Source organism: Oxalobacter paeniformigenes (assembly GCF_027158465.1).
Taxonomy (GTDB): Bacteria; Pseudomonadota; Gammaproteobacteria; order Burkholderiales; family Burkholderiaceae_D; genus Oxalobacter; species Oxalobacter paeniformigenes.
This window is the reverse complement of sequence record NZ_JAMKYL010000005.1, coordinates 1-23,104: the sequence shown is the minus strand read 5'-3', so window position 1 is coordinate 23,104 and position 23,104 is coordinate 1. Positions and strand designations below refer to the sequence as shown.

The 23,104-nt window shown below is 51.9% G+C and carries 21 protein-coding genes; 13 read left to right on the top strand and 8 right to left on the bottom strand.

Annotated elements, in window-relative coordinates; all coding sequences use genetic code 11:
- Positions 1-30: 30 nt before the first annotated feature.
- Together NAI64_RS06780 and pyrF are read left to right on the top strand one after the other, a co-directional pair.
- Positions 31-2,205 carry a sodium-translocating pyrophosphatase gene (locus tag NAI64_RS06780; protein WP_269299028.1) on the top strand — a complete coding sequence of 725 codons (2,175 nt, stop codon included), beginning with the start codon at positions 31-33 and terminating at the stop codon, positions 2,203-2,205.
- Between the two features lie 200 nt (positions 2,206-2,405).
- Positions 2,406-3,236, top strand: a complete 831-nt coding sequence (gene pyrF / locus NAI64_RS06775; protein WP_269299026.1) for an orotidine-5'-phosphate decarboxylase — start codon at positions 2,406-2,408, stop codon at positions 3,234-3,236.
- Here the strand turns inward: pyrF and hrcA are convergent.
- A complete protein-coding gene (hrcA, locus tag NAI64_RS06770) occupies positions 3,220-4,263 on the bottom strand; it encodes a heat-inducible transcriptional repressor HrcA (protein WP_269299024.1) in 1,044 nt (347 codons plus the stop codon). The genes pyrF and hrcA overlap by 17 nt on opposite strands.
- 301 nt (positions 4,264-4,564) lie before the next feature.
- Here hrcA and NAI64_RS06765 point away from each other — a divergent pair, with 301 nt between their 5' ends.
- The 5 genes from NAI64_RS06765 (at position 4,565) to dnaJ (ending at position 11,228) form a co-directional block, all read left to right on the top strand.
- Positions 4,565-5,455 (top strand): NAD kinase, encoded by an 891-nt coding sequence (locus NAI64_RS06765; RefSeq protein WP_269299022.1) that lies wholly within the window; start codon positions 4,565-4,567, stop codon positions 5,453-5,455.
- A gap of 70 nt (positions 5,456-5,525) precedes the next feature.
- Positions 5,526-7,181, top strand: a complete 1,656-nt coding sequence (recN, locus tag NAI64_RS06760; protein WP_269299021.1) for a DNA repair protein RecN — start codon at positions 5,526-5,528, stop codon at positions 7,179-7,181.
- A gap of 85 nt (positions 7,182-7,266) precedes the next feature.
- Complete coding sequence (grpE, locus tag NAI64_RS06755) at positions 7,267-7,842, top strand: nucleotide exchange factor GrpE (protein WP_269299020.1); 576 nt, start codon at positions 7,267-7,269, stop codon at positions 7,840-7,842.
- 127 nt (positions 7,843-7,969) lie between these two features.
- Positions 7,970-9,916 carry a molecular chaperone DnaK gene (dnaK, locus tag NAI64_RS06750; protein ID WP_269299018.1) on the top strand — a complete coding sequence of 649 codons (1,947 nt, stop codon included), beginning with the start codon at positions 7,970-7,972 and terminating at the stop codon, positions 9,914-9,916.
- Between the two features lie 187 nt (positions 9,917-10,103).
- A complete protein-coding gene (gene dnaJ / locus NAI64_RS06745) occupies positions 10,104-11,228 on the top strand; it encodes a molecular chaperone DnaJ (RefSeq protein ID WP_269299016.1) in 1,125 nt (374 codons plus the stop codon).
- A gap of 57 nt (positions 11,229-11,285) precedes the next feature.
- Here the strand turns inward: dnaJ and trmL are convergent, their stop codons facing one another.
- Together trmL and NAI64_RS06735 are read right to left on the bottom strand one after the other, a co-directional pair.
- Positions 11,286-11,756, bottom strand: a complete 471-nt coding sequence (gene trmL / locus NAI64_RS06740) for a tRNA (uridine(34)/cytosine(34)/5-carboxymethylaminomethyluridine(34)-2'-O)-methyltransferase TrmL (RefSeq protein WP_269299014.1) — start codon at positions 11,754-11,756, stop codon at positions 11,286-11,288.
- A 1-nt stretch (position 11,757) separates the two neighbouring features.
- Positions 11,758-12,387, bottom strand: coding sequence for a ComF family protein (locus NAI64_RS06735; protein ID WP_269299012.1), 630 nt, complete (start codon positions 12,385-12,387; stop codon positions 11,758-11,760).
- A gap of 240 nt (positions 12,388-12,627) precedes the next feature.
- Between NAI64_RS06735 and NAI64_RS06730 the strand changes: the two genes are divergently transcribed.
- On the top strand, positions 12,628-13,464 hold the full coding sequence (locus tag NAI64_RS06730) for a methyltransferase domain-containing protein (protein WP_269299011.1): 837 nt from the start codon (positions 12,628-12,630) through the stop codon (positions 13,462-13,464).
- 32 nt (positions 13,465-13,496) lie between these two features.
- Here the strand turns inward: NAI64_RS06730 and rpoH are convergent, their stop codons facing one another.
- The 4 genes from rpoH to ftsY form a co-directional block, all read right to left on the bottom strand.
- Complete coding sequence (rpoH, locus tag NAI64_RS06725; protein WP_269299009.1) at positions 13,497-14,393, bottom strand: RNA polymerase sigma factor RpoH; 897 nt, start codon at positions 14,391-14,393, stop codon at positions 13,497-13,499.
- Positions 14,394-14,577: 184 nt separating this feature from the next.
- Positions 14,578-15,510 (bottom strand): cell division protein FtsX, encoded by a 933-nt coding sequence (locus NAI64_RS06720; protein ID WP_269299007.1) that lies wholly within the window; start codon positions 15,508-15,510, stop codon positions 14,578-14,580.
- The gene (locus tag NAI64_RS06715; RefSeq protein ID WP_269299193.1) at positions 15,507-16,187 is read right to left on the bottom strand and encodes a cell division ATP-binding protein FtsE; all 681 of its coding nucleotides are present in this window, start codon (positions 16,185-16,187) and stop codon (positions 15,507-15,509) included. Before NAI64_RS06715 ends, NAI64_RS06720 begins: the two co-directional genes overlap by 4 nt.
- Before the next feature lie 12 nt (positions 16,188-16,199).
- The gene (ftsY, locus tag NAI64_RS06710) at positions 16,200-17,246 is read right to left on the bottom strand and encodes a signal recognition particle-docking protein FtsY (protein ID WP_269299005.1); all 1,047 of its coding nucleotides are present in this window, start codon (positions 17,244-17,246) and stop codon (positions 16,200-16,202) included.
- Positions 17,247-17,323: 77 nt separating this feature from the next.
- Here ftsY and NAI64_RS06705 point away from each other — a divergent pair, with 77 nt between their 5' ends.
- The 5 genes from NAI64_RS06705 to NAI64_RS06685 are packed head-to-tail and all read left to right on the top strand — an operon-like array spanning position 17,324 to position 21,567.
- A complete protein-coding gene (locus NAI64_RS06705; protein WP_269299003.1) occupies positions 17,324-18,670 on the top strand; it encodes a M16 family metallopeptidase in 1,347 nt (448 codons plus the stop codon).
- A 48-nt stretch (positions 18,671-18,718) separates the two neighbouring features.
- Positions 18,719-20,059 (top strand): M16 family metallopeptidase, encoded by a 1,341-nt coding sequence (locus NAI64_RS06700; RefSeq protein WP_269299002.1) that lies wholly within the window; start codon positions 18,719-18,721, stop codon positions 20,057-20,059.
- Positions 20,060-20,091: 32 nt separating this feature from the next.
- On the top strand, positions 20,092-20,736 hold the full coding sequence (rsmD, locus tag NAI64_RS06695; protein WP_269299000.1) for a 16S rRNA (guanine(966)-N(2))-methyltransferase RsmD: 645 nt from the start codon (positions 20,092-20,094) through the stop codon (positions 20,734-20,736).
- Between the two features lie 38 nt (positions 20,737-20,774).
- Positions 20,775-21,272, top strand: coding sequence for a pantetheine-phosphate adenylyltransferase (gene coaD / locus NAI64_RS06690; protein ID WP_269298998.1), 498 nt, complete (start codon positions 20,775-20,777; stop codon positions 21,270-21,272).
- Between the two features lie 43 nt (positions 21,273-21,315).
- Entirely contained in the window at positions 21,316-21,567 is a 252-nt protein-coding gene (locus NAI64_RS06685; protein WP_269298996.1) for a YfhL family 4Fe-4S dicluster ferredoxin, read from the top strand.
- Positions 21,568-21,618: 51 nt separating this feature from the next.
- On the opposite strand, the gene ychF is transcribed toward NAI64_RS06685, so the two are convergent.
- The gene (gene ychF, locus NAI64_RS06680) at positions 21,619-22,710 is read right to left on the bottom strand and encodes a redox-regulated ATPase YchF (protein ID WP_269298994.1); all 1,092 of its coding nucleotides are present in this window, start codon (positions 22,708-22,710) and stop codon (positions 21,619-21,621) included.
- Positions 22,711-23,104: the final 394 nt, after the last annotated feature.

Here is a 23,104-nt window from a genome sequence, read left to right as displayed (position 1 = left end):
AAGTAAACCCCTTTTTCAGAAGGAGGCAAAATGACGGCAGGTTTGTGGTTTGCGGTTGCATGTGGTGTATTGGCGGTTATATACGGCCTGGTTACACGAAGCTGGATTCTGTCAAAGGATGCCGGCAATGAACGGATGCAGGAGATTGCCCACGCCATTCAACAGGGCGCAGCAGCATATCTGGCCCGGCAATATCGGACGATCGGTATTGTCGGGCTTGTTTTGTTTATCGTGATCGCCCTTTTGCCCGGTCTCGGTTTCGCGACCGCGATCGGATTCCTGATCGGTGCGGTATTGTCGGGTGCTTGCGGTTTTATCGGGATGAATGTTTCCGTCCGTGCCAATGTGAGGACGGCGCAGGCTGCGGTAAACGGTATGCAGAGTGCATTGAATGTCGCTTTCCGAGGGGGCGCCATTACCGGGATGCTGGTGGCAGGCCTCGGACTTTTGGGCGTCGCGGTTTTTTATCTGGTCCTGACTTATTTGCCATCGGCTGACACACTTTCGCAACATGATCTGATCAAACCGCTGGTGGGGCTGGCTTTCGGCGCTTCGCTGATCTCGATTTTCGCACGTCTGGGCGGCGGTATTTTCACGAAGGGAGCCGATGTCGGCGCCGATCTGGTCGGCAAGGTCGAAGCGGGTATTCCGGAAGACGATCCTCGCAATCCTGCGGTGATCGCCGATAATGTCGGTGACAATGTGGGAGACTGCGCCGGTATGGCGGCCGACCTTTTCGAAACGTATGTCGTGACGCTGATCGCCACGATGTTGCTGGGAGCCCTGCTGGTGACGCATGCAACGACAGAGGCGGTGATTTATCCGCTTTTGCTCGGTGGTGTTTCGATCATCGGTTCCATTATCGGTTGCCAGATGGTCAAGGCCGATCCGAACAAGAAAGTGATGTCGGCACTGTACAAGGGATTGTGGTGGTCGGCCATTCTTTCCCTGATCGGATTCATCGGGGTCACTTGCTGGATCATGCCGGAGGAAATGCGCTACCAGATGATCGGCGCGACGGTGACCGGTATCGTGCTGACCGGACTGATGGTGTATATCACGGAATACTATACCGGGACGGATTTCAAGCCGGTCAGGCATATTGCCGAAGCATCGACGACAGGACACGGGACGAATATTATCGCCGGTCTGGGTGTGTCGATGAAATCGACGGCCTATCCGGTTCTTGCCGTTTGTGTCGCCATTTATGTGACATACCAGTTCTGTGGCGGTTTGTATGGAGTCGCGGTGGCCGCGACTTCCATGTTGTCCATGGCGGGTATCGTGGTCGCACTGGATGCCTATGGCCCGATTACGGACAATGCGGGTGGTATTGCGGAAATGGCCGGAATGCCTGAATCGGTTCGTGCCATCACCGATCCGCTGGATGCAGTGGGCAATACGACAAAGGCTGTGACGAAGGGGTATGCGATCGGTTCGGCAGGGCTGGCTGCGCTGGTGCTGTTCGCGGACTATACCCATGCACTGGATTCGATCGGTTTGTCGACGGCATTCGATTTGTCGAATCCACGCGTGATTATCGGTCTGATTATCGGCGGTCTGATTCCGTATCTGTTCAGCGCGATGGCCATGGAAGCGGTCGGTCGCGCTGCCGGTTCGGTTGTGCTGGAAGTCAGGCGGCAATTCAGGGAGATCGCCGGCATTATGGAAGGTACGGCAAAACCGCAGTATGACAAGGCGGTCGATATGCTGACCTCAGCTGCGATCCGTGAAATGATTGTGCCTTCATTGTTGCCGGTGATCGTTCCGGTTCTGGTCGGTTTGCTCATCGGCCCGGCCGCACTCGGCGGTGTGCTGATGGGAACGATCGTGACGGGATTGTTCGTCGCCATTTCCATGACGACCGGTGGTGGAGCATGGGACAATGCCAAAAAATATATCGAAGACGGACATTTCGGGGGCAAGGGGTCCGATGCGCACAAGGCGGCGGTTACCGGTGATACGGTGGGCGATCCTTACAAGGATACGGCGGGACCTGCAGTCAATCCGCTGATCAAGATCATCAATATCGTGGCGTTGCTCGTGGTACCGTTATTGCCGATAACGGCAGGTTACGTGGCGCCTGTCGAAAAACCGGTGTCTGTCAGTGCGCCGGGTGTCTCGCGTATGGACGGACCACCGACCGTGATCATCATAGAAAACGATTGCAGCGCAGTCGGCAAACAGACTGACAAGGTGAAATGACGCCACGACAGGCCCGTAAAAAGGCAGCGCAAGCTGCCTTTTTGTCGTTTTGTCTTGCCTGTTTGATGTAACAGGCGGTCATGAAGGGGGCAGGCTGGAAGAAATCGGTGCCGTTTTCATTCTTCGCTGGATAAGCGGGTTGTTGCTGGGTGATAATATGACCGGTTTCGGCAACGCTATTTTTGGACGGAGATTTGACAGTGACATTTATCGGGAAATTATCGGCTGCTTGGGAAAAGAACCATTCACTTTTGTGTGTCGGACTGGATCCGGATATCAAGCGTTTTCCGGAATATCTCCGTGGGAAACCGGATGCGATTTATACTTTTTGCAAGGGAATCGTGGATGCGACCGCCGATCTGGTATGTGCATTCAAACCGCAGATCGCCTATTTCCATGCGGCCCGCGCAGAAGATCAGCTGGAAGCCATCTGTGCGTATATCCGGCAGCAATATCCGGATATACCGCTGATTCTGGATGCCAAACGTGGCGATATCGGTGCGACGGCGCAGCAGTATGCGCGCGAGGCGTTTGAACGCTATAACGCCGATGCCGTGACTTTGAGTCCTTATATGGGATTCGATTCTGTCGAACCCTATCTTGAGTATCGTGACCGGGGTGCGATTATTCTGGCACGTACGTCCAATCCGGGTGGTTCGGATCTTCAGTTTCTTGAAGTCAATGTGTCAGGTCGGACTGTGCCGTTGTATCAGCATGTCGCCCGCCTGGTAGCCGAAAAGTGGAATGTGCACGGACAGTGCGCCATGGTCGTCGGCGCGACTTTTCCGCATGAGATCGCAGAGGTTCGCGGTATTGTGGGGGATATGCCGTTGCTGATTCCGGGAATCGGCGCGCAGGGCGGCAATGTGGAAGCGACGGTCGCCGCAGGAAAAACGGCGGACGGGCGCGGCATGATGATCAATTCATCGCGCGCCATTCTTTATGCAGGTATCGGCGAAAACGAAAATTATGCCGCGATTTCCAGACGTGCCGCGATCCGGACACGTGACGAAATCAATCAGTATCGCTGATGGAGCTGGAGTGGCTCAGCGCGTTCGACAGCAGACGCGCTGTGATGTCCACGATCGGGATGATTTTCTGGTAGGCCATGCGTGTCGGGCCGATGACGCCCAGGGTGCCGACGATTTTTCCGTTGACCTGATAGGGGGCGGTCACGACGCTCATGTCATCCATGGGCACCAGCTGCGAGTCACCGCCGATATAGATCTGGATGCCGCTGGCCTTGCTCGATATGTCAAGCAGTTGCATCAACTGGGTTTTCTGTTCGAACATGGCGAACAGTTTGCGCAGTGAATTGAGATCGTAGGTGAAGTCGTGGACGTTGAGCAGATTGTTTTCTCCGGCGATCACGACGTCTTCGGTATTGTCGGCGATGGTTTCGTTGCCTGCTTCGATGGCGGTTTGCATCAACTTGGTGAGGTCGCCATGGATTTCTTTCAGTTCATTGCGCAGTCGAAGGCGGATTTCGTTGAAGCTCAGGCCACTGTAATGACGGTTGATGTAATTGGCAGCTTCATTGAGTTGCGATGGGGTGTAGTCCGATTCGGTCAGCAGCAGCCGGTTTTGTACATCGCCGTTCGGTGTGACGATAACGAGCAGTATCCGTTTTTCGGACAGGCGCAAAAATTCGATTTGAGAAAAGGCGGATTCATGTTGTGGCGCCAGTACGACACCGGCGAATTGTGTCAGGGATGACAGCATTTGTGCCGCATTGGCGATGATTTTTTGCGGTTGCCCGATACGGGTGGTCAGTTGCAGACTGGATCCGATGGAGTTTTCGCTGACCGGTTGTACGGTCAGAAGGGTATCGACAAAAACGCGGAAACCCTTCGGCGTCGGTATCCGGCCAGCCGATGTGTGCGGACTGGCGACAAAGCCCATTTCTTCCAGATCGGCCATGATGTTGCGGATGGTGGCCGGAGACAGATCCAGTTTGGACAGTTTGGACAAGACACGCGAGCCGACAGGCTGGCCTTCGGCGATATAGCGTTCGACCAGTGTCTTGAGCAAGGTTTGCGCGCGCGGTTCGAGTGACATGTTCAAACGGATGTTCGTAGGATTAACCGGAATATTTTAAATCAAATATCTGTTTTATTTTATGCTTGTCCGGATTGCATGGGTTTTGTCGGGAACACGGGGGGTGACGATGCACGTCGTGCCGCGCCATGATGCTTTGGTGCAATACCGGTGACTGTATCGGGTTCTTGTGTTGCATGGGGGATGTCGCCGGTGTGATGCCCGATTTATGGCTGCAGTTGTTGGTTTGAGGATAATTTTATGTTTCAGATGTGTTTTTTGGTGTAATCTGAAAGTATTCACAGTTCATCCCCAGATAAACATGCAAACGAAGAAGAAAGTTTTCGCACTCGTCTCCAGGGTGTATATCAGCAGCATTACACAGTCGATGGAAAAAGTCGCCAATTTTCTGGTCGAGGCGGGGCATACGGTCGTCTATGAATCGGAAACGGCATCCAATATTTCGCTTCCTGGCATTACATCGATGAATCTTGAGGAAATCGGTGCGCAAGCGGAAGCGGCTATCGTCATCGGCGGCGACGGTACCATGCTGGGGATCGCGCGGCAGCTGGCGCCTTACAGTGTGCCGATGATCGGTATCAATCATGGCCATCTCGGTTTTATGGCCGATATTCCGTTGAATCGGATGCTGCTGGTGCTGGACAAGATGCTCAAGGGCAAGTATGTGTCCGAACAGCGTTTTCTGATCGAGGGATCGATTATCCGTTCGGGTGAAACCATTCATCATTCGGTGGCTTTTAACGATATCGTCATTTCACGCGGAGGCGGCTCCGGTATGATCGATCTTCGGGTGCATGTGGATGGCCACTTCATGTATCAGCAACGTTCCGATGGTCTGATTATTTCGACTCCGACGGGATCGACGGCTTATTCCCTTTCGGCTGGCGGTCCCATGCTGCATCCCAATCTGGCGGGTATCGTTCTGGTGTCGATCGCTCCGCATACCTTGTCGAACAGGCCGATCGTGATCCCGGATACCAGTGAGATCGTCGTCGAGGTGGTCGAGGCCAATCAGCCAAGTATCAATTTCGATTCGCAATCGTTTGCCAGCCTGAGGGTTTCCGACAGGATTTTCATCAAGCGTTCTGCCGATACGATTACCTTTTTGCATCCCATGGGATGGAGTTATTACGATACCTTGCGCAACAAGTTGCACTGGAACGAGATTTCACGACGGGAAAAGGTGGATTGAGACGGGCGCGCCTGCAGTGAGAACCGTTGGGAATATCATGAATCATTGGGGATAAGAATACGGAATTGCCATGCTGCGTACGCTGTCGGTACAGGATTTTGTCATTGTCGATTCAGTCGAACTGGATTTCGATTCCGGCTTTTCGGCATTGACCGGAGAAACCGGAGCGGGAAAATCCATTCTGATTGATGCGCTGGCACTGGTGCTCGGTGGTCGTGCAGATGCCGGCATGATTCGTGAAGGTGCAGAAAAGGCCGATATCCGTGCGGAATTCAATACAGTCGATGGGGTGGCGGATTGGCTCAAAGCCAATGAGATCGATTGTGAAGATGAATCCGTTCTGGTGCGCAGGACGATCGACCGCTCTGGAAGATCAAGGGGATTTGTCAACGGAGTGCCGGTGACGGCATCGCAGATGCGTGATCTGGCGGCGATGCTGGTCGATATTCATGGGCAGCATGCCCATCAGTTGTTGCTTCGGCAAGATGAACAGCGGAAATTGCTTGACCGGCATGCCGGACTGGAAACGGATGTCGCGGAACTGGCATTACGGTTTAGCGCATGGCAGGCCTTGCGAAAACAGATCGATGAAGCGAAGGCCGATTCGGCGAAATGGCTGGCTGAAAAGGAACAGCTTGAATGGCAGATTGGTGAACTGGAAAAGATCGCGCCGAAATCCGGTGAATGGGAGCAGGTCAACAGCGATTATGACCGTTTATCTCATGCAGCCAGTTTGATCGAGGGGAGCGGCGAGGCGTTGTCGGAGCTTTCCGAGTCCGATATGCCGGTGTTGTCGAGGTTGAATGCCGTCAGACAGCGACTTTCCAGGTTGGCGGAGATCGATGTGAAGCTATCGCCGGTTGTCGAATTGCTGGAGTCGGCGGGTATCCAGCTTCAGGAAGCCGCTTACAGTCTCAGGGATTATCTCTCACGTACCGATCTTGATCCGGAACAGTTGCAGTCGGTAGAAAAGCGTCTGGAAATGTTGCATTCGGCAGCACGCCAGTTCAGGGTGCGACCTGAGCAATTGTCTGAGGAACTTGAAAACAGACGGCAACTTTTGGCTCGATGCGTGCAGGCTTCGGATCTGGGGGCGCTTGAAGAGCAGGAGCGTCATGCCAAAGAGCGGTATTGCGCTCTGGCCGAGGAAGTTTCCGCCAAGCGTCGGCAGGCAGCTGATGATCTGGGGCGTGCCGTAACGGCCGTTATGGATGATTTGCATATGTCGGGCGGGCGTTTTGCAGTGGATATTCGACGTTGTCCTGCACATGCATATGGTACGGATCAGGTGGAATTCATGGTTGCCGGTCATGCCGGAACGGGGTTGCGCCCGCTGGCAAGGGTTGCATCCGGCGGTGAACTTGCCCGTATCGCGTTGGCGATATCGGTGATCGCGTCGCGTGCGACTGCCACACCGACGCTGATTTTCGATGAAGTGGATTCCGGTGTCGGCGGCGCTGTGGCAGAAGTGGTCGGCCGTTTGCTGAAACGGTTGGGACAGGAACATCAGGTATTGTGCGTCACGCATTTGCCGCAAGTCGCCAGTCAGGCACACCAGCATTTTCAGGTCAGCAAGGTGGCTGCCGCGCATGTTTCTCATCCTGTTTCGCGCATTGTATTGCTCGATGATGCCGGGCGTGTCGATGAAATCGCTCGTATGCTGGGCGGTGTCGAAATGACGGATGCAACGCTCAATCATGCACGTGAAATGCTGCGTCATGATTGATCTGTCGCCGGTGTCGCACATTTTTCAAAATATTTTTCATGTTTCCTCTTGAAATGCTCTTGGGTGCCCCCATTATCGGTTGAATGTGAAAGACATCGATGTGGAGGAAACAGTGCAAGACCAGAATACGGAAAGCGACAAGGTCGAAACGAGTCAGGAAAATCCGGATACGCCTGATGAAAAGGTTGTGAATCAGGAAGACTCGCTGGAAACACGACTGGCTAATGCGGAAAAACAGGCTGCAGAACTGCAGGATGCTTTTTTGCGTGCCAGAGCCGAAGGTGAAAATATCCGGAGACGTGCGCAGGAAGATATCGCCAAGGCGCATAAATTCGCCATCGAAAATTTTGCCAAGTCGATGCTGGCCGTCAAGGACAGTCTCGAGATGGCGATCAAGACGGATGCTCCCACTGTCGATACGATCAAGGAAGGCGTCGATGTGACATTGCGGCAGCTCAGACAGGTTTTCGAACAGAACAAGATTCTTGAAATCGTGCCGGAGCAGGGTGACAAGCTCGATCCGATGAAGCATCAAGCTATCCAGATGGTTGAAGCGGATCAGGAACCCAATACGGTCGTTTCGGTTGTGCAAAAAGGCTATACGCTGGCCGACAGGCTGTTGAGGCCGGCCGTCGTTGTCGTCGCCACCAAAAAGTCTTGAAATTCGTGAAAGTGGCCTTATCTAGGGAACAGTAGCGAGCGGGAGTGATCAAACAGATGTATCCGTTGTCGATTGAATGGTTCATCTCCTGTTCCGGAAAAATTATGGTATTGAAAGGATAAACAATATGTCAAAAATTATCGGTATTGACCTGGGAACGACGAACTCCTGCGTTGCCGTTATCGAAGGTGGTCAGCCAAGAGTGATCGAAAATTCGGAAGGTGCCCGTACGACACCTTCGATCATTGCGTATCTGGAAGATGGTGAAATTCTGGTGGGCGCTCCGGCCAAACGTCAGGCGGTCACCAATCCTAAGAATACGCTGTATGCGATCAAGCGTCTGATCGGACGTAAATATGACGATCCGGAAGTTCAGCGCGATGTGCCGATTATGCCGTTCTCCATCATCAAGGCGGACAATGGCGATGCATGGGTTTCTGTCCTGAATGACAAAAAACTGGCTCCGCCGCAGGTTTCCGCAGAAGTGTTGCGCAAGATGAAAAAGACGGCGGAAGATTATCTCGGTGAAGAAGTGACCGAGGCAGTCATTACTGTTCCGGCCTACTTTAACGATGCACAGCGTCAGGCGACCAAGGATGCCGGTCGTATCGCCGGTCTGGATGTCAAACGGATTATCAATGAACCGACGGCAGCCGCTTTGGCTTTCGGTCTGGACAAGGCTGGTCGTGGCGACAAGAAGATTGCGGTGTATGACCTGGGTGGTGGTACGTTCGATATTTCCATTATTGAAATCGCCGATATCGACGGTGACAAGCAGTTCGAGGTGCTTTCCACCAATGGTGATACTTTCCTGGGTGGCGAAGATTTCGACCAGCGTGTGATCGATTTCATCATTGATGAATTCAAGAAGATCAACGGTATCGATCTGAAGAAGGATCCGATTGCGCTTCAGCGTATCAAGGCATCGGCAGAACGAGCCAAGATCGAATTGTCTTCCACGCAGCAGACGGAAATCAATGAACCGTATATCGCGATGGCCAATGGCGCTCCGGTTCACCTGAATATCAAGTTGACTCGTGCCAAACTGGAATCGCTGGCTGAAGAGCTGATCGAAAAGACGATCGAACCGTGTCGTATCGCATTGAAGGATGCCGGTCTGAGTGTGTCCGATATCGATGACGTCATTCTTGTCGGCGGTATGACCCGTATGCCGGCTGTTCAGGAAAAGGTCAAGGCGTTTTTCGGCAAGGATCCGCGCAAGGATGTCAATCCGGATGAAGCAGTCGCTGTCGGTGCATCGTTGCAGGGTTCGGTTTTGTCGGGCGATCGCAAGGACTTGTTGTTGCTGGATGTCACCCCGCTGTCGCTGGGTATCGAAACCCTGGGCGGTGTGATGACCAAGATGATCCAGAAGAATACGACGATTCCGACGAAGTTCAGCCAGATTTTCTCGACGGCGGAAGACAATCAGCCTGCCGTGACGATCAAGGTTTATCAGGGTGAACGTGAAATGGCCGCCGGCAACAAGGCACTGGGTGAATTCAATCTGGAAGGTATTCCGGCTGCACCGCGCGGTATGCCGCAGATCGAAGTTACGTTCGATATCGATGCCAACGGTATTTTGCATGTCAGTGCGAAAGACAAGGCAACCGGCAAGGAAAATACGATTACCATCAAGGCCAATTCCGGTTTGTCCGAAGAGGAAATCCAGCGGATGATCAAGGATGCGGAAATGAATGCAGCCGAGGATCACAAGATCCGTGAATTGACCGAAGCGCGTAACCAGGGTGATGCGCTGGTCCATACGACACGCAAGTCTCTGGATGAACACGGCAGCAAGCTCGATGCGGCAGCGAAGGAATCGATTGAAAACGCGATCAAGGATCTGGAAGAAACCCTGAAGGGTGACGACAAAGCTGCTATCGATGCCAAGATGAGTGCACTGGCCAATGCGGCCCAGAAACTGGGTGAAGCGGTTTATGCGGAACAGCAGGCCAAGGCAGCGGCCGCAGGAGCGGCCGGAGCGGCACCGGGAGCGGGCAGCGCTTCCTCTGCACAGGATGGCAAGGATGATGTTGTCGATGCCGACTTCAAGGAAGTGAAAGATAAATAAGACCGATCAATTCCTTGGGTACTGTTCGCCGGGCAGAAATGATCGTCTGATGACGTATTTTCTGCTCGGCTTTCTGTTTGAATGTTTCAGATAATGTTGAACGGATGCCAGCCTGATCCTTGTGGAGACGATGATGGTATTTAGCGCATTCTGATTATGCTGAATCGCTTTTTGTAAAGTAGACAAAATGGCAAAACGAGATTTTTACGATGTTTTGGGGGTTGCCAAAAACGCTTCAGAGGATGAGATCAAGAAAGCCTACCGCAAGCTGGCGATGAAGTATCATCCTGATCGCAATCCGGATAGTAAAACCGCTGAAGAAAAGTTCAAGGAAGTCAAGGAAGCTTACGAGATTCTCTCCGATGAACATAAACGGGAAGCGTATGACCGTTTCGGCCATGCCGGTGTCGATCCCAATATGAATATGGGGGGACATCCGGGTGCTGCGGATTTCGCGGATGCGTTTGGCGATATTTTCGGTGATATCTTCGGCGGCGGACGCAGTCAGAGAAGCAGCGGCCCGCAAATGTATCGGGGGGCCGATCTTCGCTACAATATGGATATCTCGCTGGAGGAAGCGGCCAGAGGGTGTACCAAGACGATTCGTGTACCTTCCTGGGATAATTGTGAGACTTGTCATGGTTCGGGCGCGAAACCCGGTACGTCGCCGACGACATGTACGACCTGTAACGGACAAGGACAGGTCAGGATGCAGCAGGGTTTTTTCAGTATCCAGCAACCGTGTCCGACCTGCCATGGAACAGGCAAGGTCATCAAGGAGCCGTGTACGACTTGTCATGGCGCCGGCAAGATCAGGCGTAACAAAACGCTGGAAGTCAAAATTCCTGCCGGTATCGACGATGGGATGAGAATCCGCTCTTCCGGCAATGGGGAACCAGGGCAGAACGGTGGGCCCCCGGGTGATTTGTATGTCGAAATCAGGGTATTGCCCAATCCGGTTTTCCGGCGCGAAGGAGACGATTTGCATTGCGAAATGCCGATTTCGTTCGGTATCGCGGCATTGGGAGGTGAGATCGAGGTACCGACCCTGAATAACCGTGTCGCATTCAATGTCCCTGCGGGAACCCAGACAGGCAAGACTTTCCGTCTGAAAGGGAAGGGAATCAAGGGAGTCCGTTCCTCGCAACCCGGTGACCTGTTCTGTCATGTGAGAGTGGAAACGCCTGTCAATCTGACGGACCGTGAAAAAGCGCTGATGCGTGAATTCGACGGGCTGATTGTGGAAGGTGGCGCCAAGCACAGTCCGCAGGCCAAGTCGTGGATGGACAAGGTCAAGTCCATGTTCAGCTAACCCGATTTTTTCTGGAAAAACCCGATACCGGATTCGAACGGTATCGGGTTTTTTGTTTCAGATTCCGCCAGCGAAACCGTTCTGTCGCCATGCTTCGTATACGACGATGGCGACGCTGTTGGACAGGTTCAGGCTGCGATTGTGTGGACGCATGGGCAGACGGATACGGTGGCCTTCGGCGAAAAAATTGTGTATCTCGGGGGAGAGGCCTTTGGTTTCCGAACCGAAGATGAAAAAGTCTCCGGGGCGAAATGCCGTTGTGGAAAAACAGGTTTGGCCGTGTGTGGTGAAGGCGAACATGCGTGATGGTGCAGGAGATTCACTTTGCAGAAACGCTTCCCAGTTTTTGTGAACCTGCATGGTGGCAAATTCATGGTAGTCCAGTCCGGCACGGCGCATTTTCGCGTCATCGAGCGGGAATCCCAGTGGCTCGATCAGATGCAGTTGTGCACCGGTATTGGCGCACAGACGAATGATGTTTCCGGTGTTCGGCGGGATTTCCGGTTCGACCAGTACGACATGAAACATTTCAGTTCTCCTGTAACAGTTTGAATGGGGTGCGTGCAAAGACAAAATTGGTGATGTATCCGGCACCCGCTTTTTTCAGAATACGTGCGATTTCCTCCAGTGTGTGTCCTGTTGTCATGACGTCGTCAACTACACCGATGTGTTTTCCGCGAATGAGGGACTGCGTGTTCTGAGCGACACTGAAAGCATTGTGGACGTTCTGTTTTCTTTCGCTGAATGAAATGGTGGATTGTTTTGCGGTTTCCCTGTTACGGTATATCAGGTCGGTATACAGCGGTAATTTCATCGAACGTGCCAATGTTTTTGCGATTTCGTGTGACTGATTGAAGCCACGTTCGATCAGGCGGGCTTTTCCCAATGGTACGGCAACAAGGATATCCGGTGCTTGCCAGTCTGTACGGGCCTGCCGCTTGATGGCGCTGTCGATCAGTTTGCCCATCAGGGGGGCCAGTGCCAGTTGATGAGTGAATTTCAGTTGGTGAATCAGAAGATCGACAGGCGGTACGTAGTCGGTCGCCACGATCGTGGTATCGAAGGCCGGTTGTCTGGCAAGACAGGTACCGCAAAGATTGTCAGAGCATGTTGACTGAGTTTCCGGTATGTCATGGCCGCAGCAGTGGCAGCGTGGCATAGGGTTCCCAAAATAATGTTGTGTGCAGCTGTCGCAAATTCCGTAAGGGCTGGGAGTATGGCACAGGACACAGGGGCAGGGAATCTTGCCTGTAAAACTGGCAAGGCAGGTCAAGCAGTGCATATAATCAGCCATCATTTTGCAATCGGTAACATGCGCGGTTATGGCCGGTTTTCCGAAATGGTTCGGCATTGCTCATGTTATGGTGCGTTTTTCATTATCTTGCGGAAACAGAATTGTATGCCTATTGATTTGCCGAAAGTGCGTTTGTTGTTTGAAAAGGCGAATAAAACAGCCGATGTCCGTTTTCTGACAAGAGAAATCGCTTGCAGAATGCATGAACGCTTGTCTGTCATGAAAATCGATCCGTTGGATATTCTGGATGCCGGATGCGGTGACGGGGATGATATGAATGTGTTTGCGCATACTTTCGGGAGGGCACGGGTTTATGGTCTGGATGCTGCGTGTACCAGAGCGCGGCTTGCTGCCGGATATGCCGGAAGGGTGGATATGCCGGCAGGCGTGGTTTGTTGTGGCGATTTCGGCAGTTTGCCGTTTCTGCCCGGAACGTTCGATATGGTCTGGTCCAATCTGGCCTTGCACTGGCGTGATGATCATGAACATGTGTTTCGTGAGTGGCAGCAGGTTTTAAGGGCTGACGGTCTGGTTATATTTTCCTGTTTCGGTGAAAAAACGCTGGAGTTGTTGCGCAAGGCGTATGGGACAGCTGATGCGTATTCGCATGTTTTGCCGTTCAGAAGCATGCAGGCCATCGGTGACGATCTGGTCAGATCGGGATTTTCTGCTCCTGTACTGGAGCGTGAATGGATTACGGTGACTTATACGGAAATCGAACGGTTGTTGTCGGATGTGCGTGCATTGGGAGGTAATCCGCTGTCGAGCCGTCCTGTCGGTTTGACCGGGAAACGGGCTTGCCAGAGATTGCTTGACATGCTGGAAGCGGAAAGAACGGATGACGGAATATTGTCACTGGCGTTCGAGGTGATATATGCGCATGCTTTCAGGGAGGCGGAACCGGAGGATGCGGGAAAGATGATTCGTTTGTTGAGGGAATGACGGTAAAAGAAAAGGTGCCGAAAGGCACCTTTTCAACTGTATGTCGCCAATGTATTTTTCATTTTCTTGAGTGCGGCTGCCTCGATTTGCCGGATTCGTTCTGCCGAGACGCCGAATTCGGTTGCCAGTTCATGCAATGTGGCACCGTTTCCGTTGTCGTTGTTCAGCCATCTTGCCTCGATGATGCGACGGGACCGTGGATCCAGTTTTTCAAGCGCTTCGCTCAGGCCTTCGGACTGGAGACGGTCGTTTTGGCGTGTTTCCAGAATATGGGTCGGTTCTGTCTGTTCCGATGACAGATAGGCGATAGGCGCGAAATTGTCATCGTCGTCATCGTGCTGGGTTTCCAGTGCGATATCATGACCGTTGAGTCGTGTTTCCATTTCGATGACGTCTTCATCACGGACATTCAGTTTTTCGGCAAGCGAACGGATTTGTGCCCTTGTCATGGCATCCGTACCATTTTTATGGCTGCGCAAGTTGAAAAACAGTTTTCTCTGGGCTTTTGTGGTTGCGACTTTGACCATTCTCCAGTTCCGGAGAATGTATTCGTGTATTTCCGCCTTGATCCAGTGAATGGCATAGGAAACCAGTCTGACGCCCATATCGGGATCAAAGCGTTTGACCGCTTTCATCAATCCGATATTGCCTTCCTGGATCAGGTCGGCGTGTGGCAATCCATATCCCAGATAATTGCGTGCAATGGAGACAACCAGTCTCAGATGGGACAGAACCAGTTCCTGTGCAGCCCCCAGATCGTTATGCCTACGATAACGCAGTGCAAGATCGGTTTCCTGTTCCTGGGTCAGGATAGGCAAACGATTGACTTCTGTGATGTATGCATCGATGTTGCCGAGCGAACCTGTAATAACCGGAGCCAAGGCATGACGGCTGACCGGCATCAATGCTTGTGCGGACTTTGCGTTCATTCTTTCTCCTGTGTATTTGAATGCATTAATTGCTTATAGATTCTATTTTAGCACTCTTTGGCATAGAGTGCTAATTTATATCTGTTTGCCGTGTTATGTCCACTCTAGTGCAAAACGGGTGATACGGTTTGTTTTGCATCATGATGCAAATACGGAATACGGCTGAACGCATGCGCGGCAGATTTCAGTAGATTTTTCTCAACTGGCGATTGACAGACAAGAGTGCGCCCAGCCATCCTAGCGCGGCACTCGCCAGCAATAAAATCGCCGATGTACCCGGGTTCAGCGGGGAGAGCCTGAAGTCAGAGCCGTAAAGCTGTGCCAGTTCATTGATGGCGCTGTTGAAGGGATACAGGCTCAGGCCGACGAGTATCAATGCCAGTATTCCGGAAAAGAGTCCGAGAAAAATGCCCATGTAGCAAAACGGACGGCGTATATAGGCGCGACTGGCTCCGACATGCCATGAAAGTGTGATTTCATCAAGATGCATCAGAACTTGCAGGCGAATGGTGTTGAAGGTGACGACGATTACGACGATGCCCAGCACGACACCCAGAAACAGCAGTCCCATCCGCATGACACCAAGCAAGGCTGCCAGACGTTTGGTCCAGTCGGAATCGATTTGCACCTTGTCGGTTTCAGGCATTTTCTGTAATTGTCCGGTAATGGCGTTGATGCGGGCGGATAGCGTCGCACCGTCAGGCGTGTTGTCTGAAAGACGGATGATATAGGAGTCGGGCAAGGGGTTTTTCCCCAGTGAGCCGGCCATATTGTTCAGACCGGTTTTTTCCTCAAGCGAGTCCAGTGCGGCTTCTTTCGGAATGAAAATAATGTCGGCGGCGAGGTTGTCTTTGCGTAGCAGTTGTCTGATGGATTGTTCCATGGCCTGCGCGTCGGTACGTTCCGTGTTTTGCTTCAGAAAAAGACTGATTTCCGGCGATACGGACAGTTGTCCGGTAACGGACTGGATATTGTCGAACAGCGTGATTCCACCGAAGGGCAATGCCAGCGTCATGGAAAGGACCAGAATATTGAAAAAGAAATGTCCCGGAGAACGTCTGAACTGGGCAAGCGCGAGACAAATTGCCGAGATATGATAACGAAACCAGGTATTCATGCTTGTTTACCCTTTGTGGGTTGGTTGATGTGATGCAGTCTGCCGCTGTCGAGATAAATGATCCGGTCGGCTCTTGGAAAAAGACTTTCGTCATGGGTTGCGATGACACAGGTCACGCCTGCAGACTGGAAAAAGGCGATGGCATCGAGCACTTTTTCTGCATTGGCGCGATCAAGATTGGCTGTCGGTTCGTCTGCCAGAATGATTTGCGGCTGGTTGACGATGGCACGTGCGACGGCGACCCGTTGTTGTTCGCCTTCCGACAGCGTCAGCGGTAGCGATGCTGCTCGCCCGGCAAGTCCCACTTTTTCCAGTGCGGCATGCGCACGGGATTGTGCTTCGGTTTCTGGGATACCGGTGACGAACAGGGGAAGCATGACGTTTTCGAGAATGGTTTTGTCGTTCAGTAAATGCTGTTGCTGCAGGATCAGTCCGAGGTTGCGTCTCAGAAACGGTATCCCTGCCGGTCTGAGTCCACCGATGTCCTGACCGTTGACGGTCAGCGTTCCGGTATCGGGGCGTTCGATAGCGGCGATCATTTTCAGGAGTGTCGATTTTCCTGCTCCGGAAGGGCCCGACAGAAAAACGAATTCACCCTGCTCGATGGTCAGGTTGATATCCTGTACGGCGATGATGTTGCCGGGATAGCACCTGGATACATTCTGGAATTGGATCATTGCGCTCATTTTCTAGCTCAACAATGCTTTTGCAAATTCTTGTGCGTCGAAAGGTTGAAGATCGTCTATTTTTTCGCCGACGCCGATGAAATAGACGGGCACAGGATGGTTTTTTGCGATGGCCGCCAGAATGCCTCCTTTGGGGGTGCCGTCGAGTTTTGTGACGATCAGTCCGGTCAGTCCGAGTGCTTCGTCGAATGCCTTGACCTGGGCCAGTGCATTTTGTCCTGTATTGCCGTCGATGACGAGAATGATTTCATGTGGCGCGGTGTCCATACCTTTGCCGATAACGCGTTTGACCTTTTTGAGTTCTTCCATCAGGTGAAGTTGCGTCGGCAGTCTGCCGGCTGTATCGACCATGACGACGTCGATATTTTTCGCTTTGGCGGATTGAACGGCATCGAAAGCGACGGCTGCCGGATCGCCGGATTCCTGTGCGATGACGGTGATCCTGTTTCGGTCGCCCCATATCGCCAGCTGTTCGCGGGCAGCTGCACGGAACGTGTCTCCTGCAGCGAGAAGGACACTCTGGTTATGGCGCTGGAGATGCTTTGCCAGTTTCCCGATCGTGGTGGTCTTGCCGGCACCGTTGACGCCGGTCATCATGACGATGAGCGGGGTATGACGGCCGATTTCCAGCGGTTTTACGAGGGGTGTCAACAGCTCGGTCAACAACCGGATCAGTTCTTCCCGAATTTCGGCAGGTTGTGTCAGACGGTTTTGTTTGACTTTTTGCCGGAGTTCATCCAGAAGATATTCAGTGGCGGGCAGACCGACATCGGAGACGAGTAATGCGGTTTCCAGTTCCTCGAACAGTTCCTCATCGATTTTGGTTCCACCGAAAATGTTCAGATTGGCCGATGTCCGCGCAAGTCCGGCCTTGAGGCGGTCAAACCAGGACGTTTTTTCTTTTTCCGGCTTGGCAAGCGTAGTGTAAGTCTCTATATTGGCATCAGACGGAGTATCCGCAGTTTCGGTGGCGGTCTCGGGTGATGCCGGTGCACTGATTTCATCTTCTGTCGTTTCGACAGGGGGTTTCTTTTTGAAAAAACTAAACATTGGCAACCGTCGTGCGCTGAAATAAAGTACAAAATGCAAAGGTTTATCGAGACTTTCATTTTAACAGAGCTGTCAATATGAAAATTCTAAAAATCTTTTTTGGTCTGATGTTTGTCCTGTTCTGGGTACAAAACGGGGCGCAAGCCGAACCTGCCGAAGAGTTTTATCTTGCCAACGGGATGAAGGTCGTGGTCAGGGAAGATCACCGTGCGCCTGTTGCGGTTCATATGGTCTGGTATCGGGTCGGCTCCATGGATGAAAGTAATGGAACGACAGGGGTGGCGCACGTTCTCGAACATATGATGTTCAAGGGGACGAGGAAGTTTCCGGAGGGAAGCCTGAGCAAGACGGTCGCGAGACTGGGTGGCAGGGACAATGCGTTTACGAATACGGACTATACGGCATATTTTCAGCAGATTCCGAAAGATCATCTGGAAAAGATGATGGAAATGGAAGCGGATCGCATGCGCAATCTGCAATTCAAGGCGTCTGATTTCGACAAGGAAATCAGGGTCGTGATGGAGGAAAGGCGCTGGAGAACGGATGATCAGCCGGAAGGAAGGCTGGATGAAGCGTTGCGTGCGAGCGCTTTTGTCGCACATCCTTATCACTGGCCGATCATCGGCTGGATGAACGATTTGCAGAATATGACGGTCGATGACGCCCGTCACTGGTATGAACGCTGGTATGCACCGAATAATGCGACACTGGTCGTCGTTGGCGATGTGGATGCTCAGGCCGTCCGCAAGATGGCGGAAAAGCATTTCGGACGGATCAAACCCAAAAAAATTACGCCGGTCAAGCCACAGGAAGAACCGGAACAGCGTGGTATCCGGCGGGTAGCGGTTTCAGCTCCTGCGGAAAATCCGATGGTTGTGCTGGCATACAAGGTTCCGGCATTACGGGATGTCGAAAAGGATCAGGATGTTTATGCACTCGATGTACTCTCTTCCATACTGGACGGATATGATAATGCACGCTTGCCGGCCACGCTTGTGCGTCAGGAAAAGATTGCGTTGGCGGTAGGCGCGAGTTATTCGGCGCTTTCACGCGGGCCTGCATTGTTTGTCGTCGAAGGGGTGCCTTCCAAAGGTGTGACAGTCGATGAACTGGAGAAGCGGTTACGGGGAGAAATTGCACGAATTGCCAAAGATGGTATATCGGAAGCCGAGTTGCAACGTGTGAAGATGCAGCTGATCTCTTCACAGATATACAAGCGCGATTCGATGTTCGGTCAGGCGATGGAAATCGGTGTGTTCGAGATGACGGGGATCGGACATCGGCAGATCGACCGGACGATTGAAAAACTCAAGGCTGTGACGCCGCAGCAGGTTCAGCAGGTAGCGAAAAAATATTTTTCGGATGACGGATTGACGATCGCTACGCTGATTCCGGAATCTTTGCCGAAACAGCCTGCAAAGTAAGGAATCTGACGGAAGTATCTATTTATGACAATGAGTCGATATATACAAATGAGAAATCCAGAATATGTGTTGCAACAGGTATGCCGTTTTCTCAAGGCAGGTTTGATCGGTTGCCTGTTATATGGTGTTCAGGTATATGCTGCCTTGCCTATTCAGCATTGGGTAACGGAAAACGGGGCACGTGTCTTTTTCGTCGAGACACATGCGATTCCGGTACTGGATATCAGTGTCGAATTCGATGCGGGTTCGAGGAGGGATCCGGCCGGAAAGGCTGGGCTGGCGGCATTGACGAATGGTTCTCTGGACAAGGGGATTGCACGGTCAGGTGTTGCGGACATTACCGAGGCGCAGATTCTGGATACGTTTGCAGATGCGGGCGCATTGCGTTCCAACAAAACGAGTATGGACAGAGCCGGTTATTCATTGCGTGTGATGTCAGGACAGGCAGAATCGGATGCGGCGATCCGGATGATGGCGCAACTTCTTGCCAGTCCGTCGTTTCCGCAAGCATTGCTGACACGGGACAAGGCGAGGCTGGTCGCGTCACTCAGGGAGGAAATGACTCGGCCGGATTCGATTGCTGCGAAAGCGTTCAGGAAGGATATTTATCCGAAGCATCCTTATGGTGAAAGTTCGACGCCGGAGTCCGTGGAGCAAATCACCCGGGATGATCTGATGGATTTTCATAAAACACACTATGTCGCCAACAGGGCCGTTATCAGTCTTGTCGGCGATATCGATATCGAAAGGGCGCGGCGCATTGCGCAGGAGATCAGCGGCGGCTTGAGGGTTTCGGATCAGGAGTTGCCAGTACTTCCGGATGTGACGGTTGCCAATGGAAAAACGAATGTCATTGCGCATCCTGCCACTCAGGCACATATCCTGATCGGTATGCCAGCCCTCAAACGGGGCGATCCCGATTTTTTTGCATTGACGGTCGGCAATTACATTCTGGGTGGTGGAGGTTTTTCTTCCAGACTCATGCAGGAAGTCAGGGAAAAACGCGGCTTGTCCTATAGTGTTTACAGTCAGTTTCAGCCGATGTTTCAGCCTGGGCCTTTCGTGATTGGTTTACAGACTGAAAAAAAACAGGCCACGGATGCGATTGGTGTAGTCAATAACACGCTGAATGATTTTTTGCGCAATGGACCGGATACCACCGAATTGCAATCCGCTCGTGATCATCTGGTCAACAGTTTTGCCATGCAGATGGATAACAATCTCAAGGTGCTGGAGCTCATTGCCATGATCGGATACTATCACTTGCCGCTGGATTATCTGGATCACTGGACGGAAAAGGTCGGACAGGTTACGGCGGCGGATGTGAAGGCTGCGATGAACCGAAAGCTCAATGCAGAAAAAATGGTGACGGTCATTGTTGGCCAGTGATGGCGTGTGCAGGATGCAGCGGGTGTCTTGAAATGGGGGCTCAGAAAAAAAACGGGAAGTTATCTGCCGGACATCACAGTCATAAAATCCGTATTGTTGGCGGACAATGGAAACGTACGCCGCTTGTCGTCGCTGATGTGGAAGGGTTGCGCCCGACATCGGATCGCGTGCGTGAGACGGTGTTCAACTGGTTGACACACATGCGTGGTGCACGTTTTGCAAATATGCATTGTCTTGATCTGTTTTCCGGAACGGGAGCGCTTGGGTTTGAAGCGGCGAGCCGGGGTATGGCACATGTGACCATGATCGAAAAAAATCGTGTGGCATACGAGCAGTTGCAACGTGCAAGGAACAAGCTGCAGGCATCGCAGATTGCCGTTTTTCAGGCAGATGCCATGGATATGGCCGCGCAATTGATCCGGCAGGGAAAAACGTTCGACCTGATTTTTCTGGATCCGCCGTTCCGGAAAGAATGGTTGCCGAAAGTCATACCGCTTTGTGTGGAATTGTTGGCGAAAGACGGAATGGTTTATATAGAATCGGATATGCAGTTGACTGCAGAAAGGCTGGCTTTGTGGTCGGGACGTGATGTATCTGCGCTACAGCTTGTCAGGGATGGCCAGGCAGGACAGGTTTATTATCATTTGTTTGAGATGCAGGCATCGTGCTTATCTTGAGGTAATATTACGGATGTTTCCTTTCTGAAAGAATAAAAATGGTTATTGCAGTTTATCCTGGAACATTTGATCCGTTGACGCGTGGACATGAAGATCTGGTTCGTCGTTCGTCCGGGCTGTTTGACGAATTGATTGTCGGTGTCGCCGACAGCAGGACGAAAAGGCCTTTTTTTACCATGGAAGAACGGATGGCCATTGCCAAGGAAGTGCTCGGACATTATCCGAATGTCCGGGTCGAGAGCTTTACCGGTTTGCTCAAGGATTTCGTTCGTGAGCATAACGCCAGTGTCATTATTCGCGGGTTGCGCGCCGTATCGGATTTCGAGTACGAATTCCAGATGGCGGGAATGAATCGTTATCTGATGCCTGAGGCGGAAACGTTGTTTATGACGCCGTCTGACCAATATCAGTTCATTTCAGGTTCCATCGTCAGGGAAATCGCTTTTCTGGGCGGCGACGTATCCAAGTTCGTATTCCCGTCCGTGGAAAAATGGCTCAGGAACAAGGTCAACGACATGAAGGGGAAAAATGTCTGACGACCGGACAGAAGCGTTTGACTGAAGGGAATTTGGAGAATCAATGGCGTTATTGATAACGAAAGATTGTATCTGTTGCGATATATGTGTTCCAGAATGCCCGAATGAGGCGATTACGCTGGGCAAGAAAATATGTGAGATAGATGTCAACCGCTGTACCGAGTGTGTGGGACATTATGATGAGCCGCAGTGCAAACAGGTATGCCCAATGGATTGCATCGTCAAAAATCCGGATTGTGTGGAGACACCTGATCAGCTGATGCAGAAATTTCTTCGCTTGAGCGAGGGCAAATGACCATAAAAAAACGGTTGCCATTGCAACCGTTTTTTATTTGACCGGATTGTTTTAGACGTTGAAAAGAAAATTCAGGACATCGCCATCCTTGACGATGTAGTCTTTTCCTTCAGCCCTCATTTTCCCTGCTTCTCGCGCGCCGTTTTCACCTTTGCAGGCGATATAGTCTTCAAAAGCGATAGTCTGTGCGCGAATGAAACCGCGTTCGAAGTCGGTGTGAATGACTCCAGCGGCTTTCGGTGCAGTGTCGCCGATATGAATCGTCCATGCACGTACTTCCTTGACTCCTGCTGTGAAGTAGGTTTGCAGGCCAAGCAGCTTGAAGGCAGCTCGAATGAGCCGGTTCAGGCCTGGTTCGTCCATGCCCATGTCCGAAAGAAATTCCGCACGGTCTTCTTCAGGCAGTTCGACGATTTCGGATTCGATAGCGGCGCAGATCGCGACGATCGGCGCTTTTTGTGACTCGGCATATTGTGTGAGCTGATCAAGTAACGGATTGTCGGTGAATCCATCGTCCGAGACATTGGCAACATACATGGTCGGTTTTGCCGTAATCAGACAAAGCGGACGGATCAGTTCCATCTGTTCCTTGTCAAGTCCCATCGAACGGACCGGTTCTGCCTGATTCAGATGGGCAGCCACTTTTTCAAGCAAATCGCACAGGCGTGCCGATTCCTTGTTGCCTGCACCGGCTTTCTTGATTTCTCGCTGTATGACTTTTTCTACGGTATTCAGATCTGCCAGAGCCAGTTCTGTCTGGATGACGGAAATATCGCTTAAGGGATCAACCTTGCCGGCGACATGAACGACATTGTCGTTACGGAAACAGCGAACGACCTGGACAATGGCATCTGTTTCGCGAATATGGGCAAGAAACTGGTTGCCAAGTCCTTCACCTTTGGATGCGCCAGCGACCAGTCCGGCGATATCGACGAATTCGACTACAGCCGGTACGATGCGTTCAGGTTTTACGATTTCGGCCAGTTGATTCAATCTGGGATCTGGTACTTCGACAATACCGACATTGGGTTCGATCGTGCAAAACGGGTAGTTTTCGGCAGGAATACCCGCCTTGGTCAATGCATTGAAAAGGGTGGATTTGCCGACATTGGGCAATCCGACAATGCCACATTTCAAACTCATGGAAATACTTTCAGAAATAAACTAAACAATGGAAATATGTCGTGATCGACAGTCTGTCAGACACTTTATCAATTTTCCATTTGATGTCAATGAATCGTAAGGGACGGACAGTTATATTCCTGACAGTTCCGGACAGGGGAAAAAGCAGAGTTTGCGCAGCAGGCAAAAAGACAGTTTGCAGAAGGTACGATGACTGGGAGTGAAGATTTCCGGATGGAAGTCAAGGCGTATGTGCCGGGAGAGGGCGCATCGAATTGAAAAACGACTTTGAGTGTGTAAAAAATGCTTGACAGCAAGTGTGTGAAAAGATCATAATTTTCTTTCTCGACTTTGCCGATGTTGAAACTGGCAAAGTGAAGTTGCAAAAGTCAGGAAATTTTTTTGTGAAGTTGAA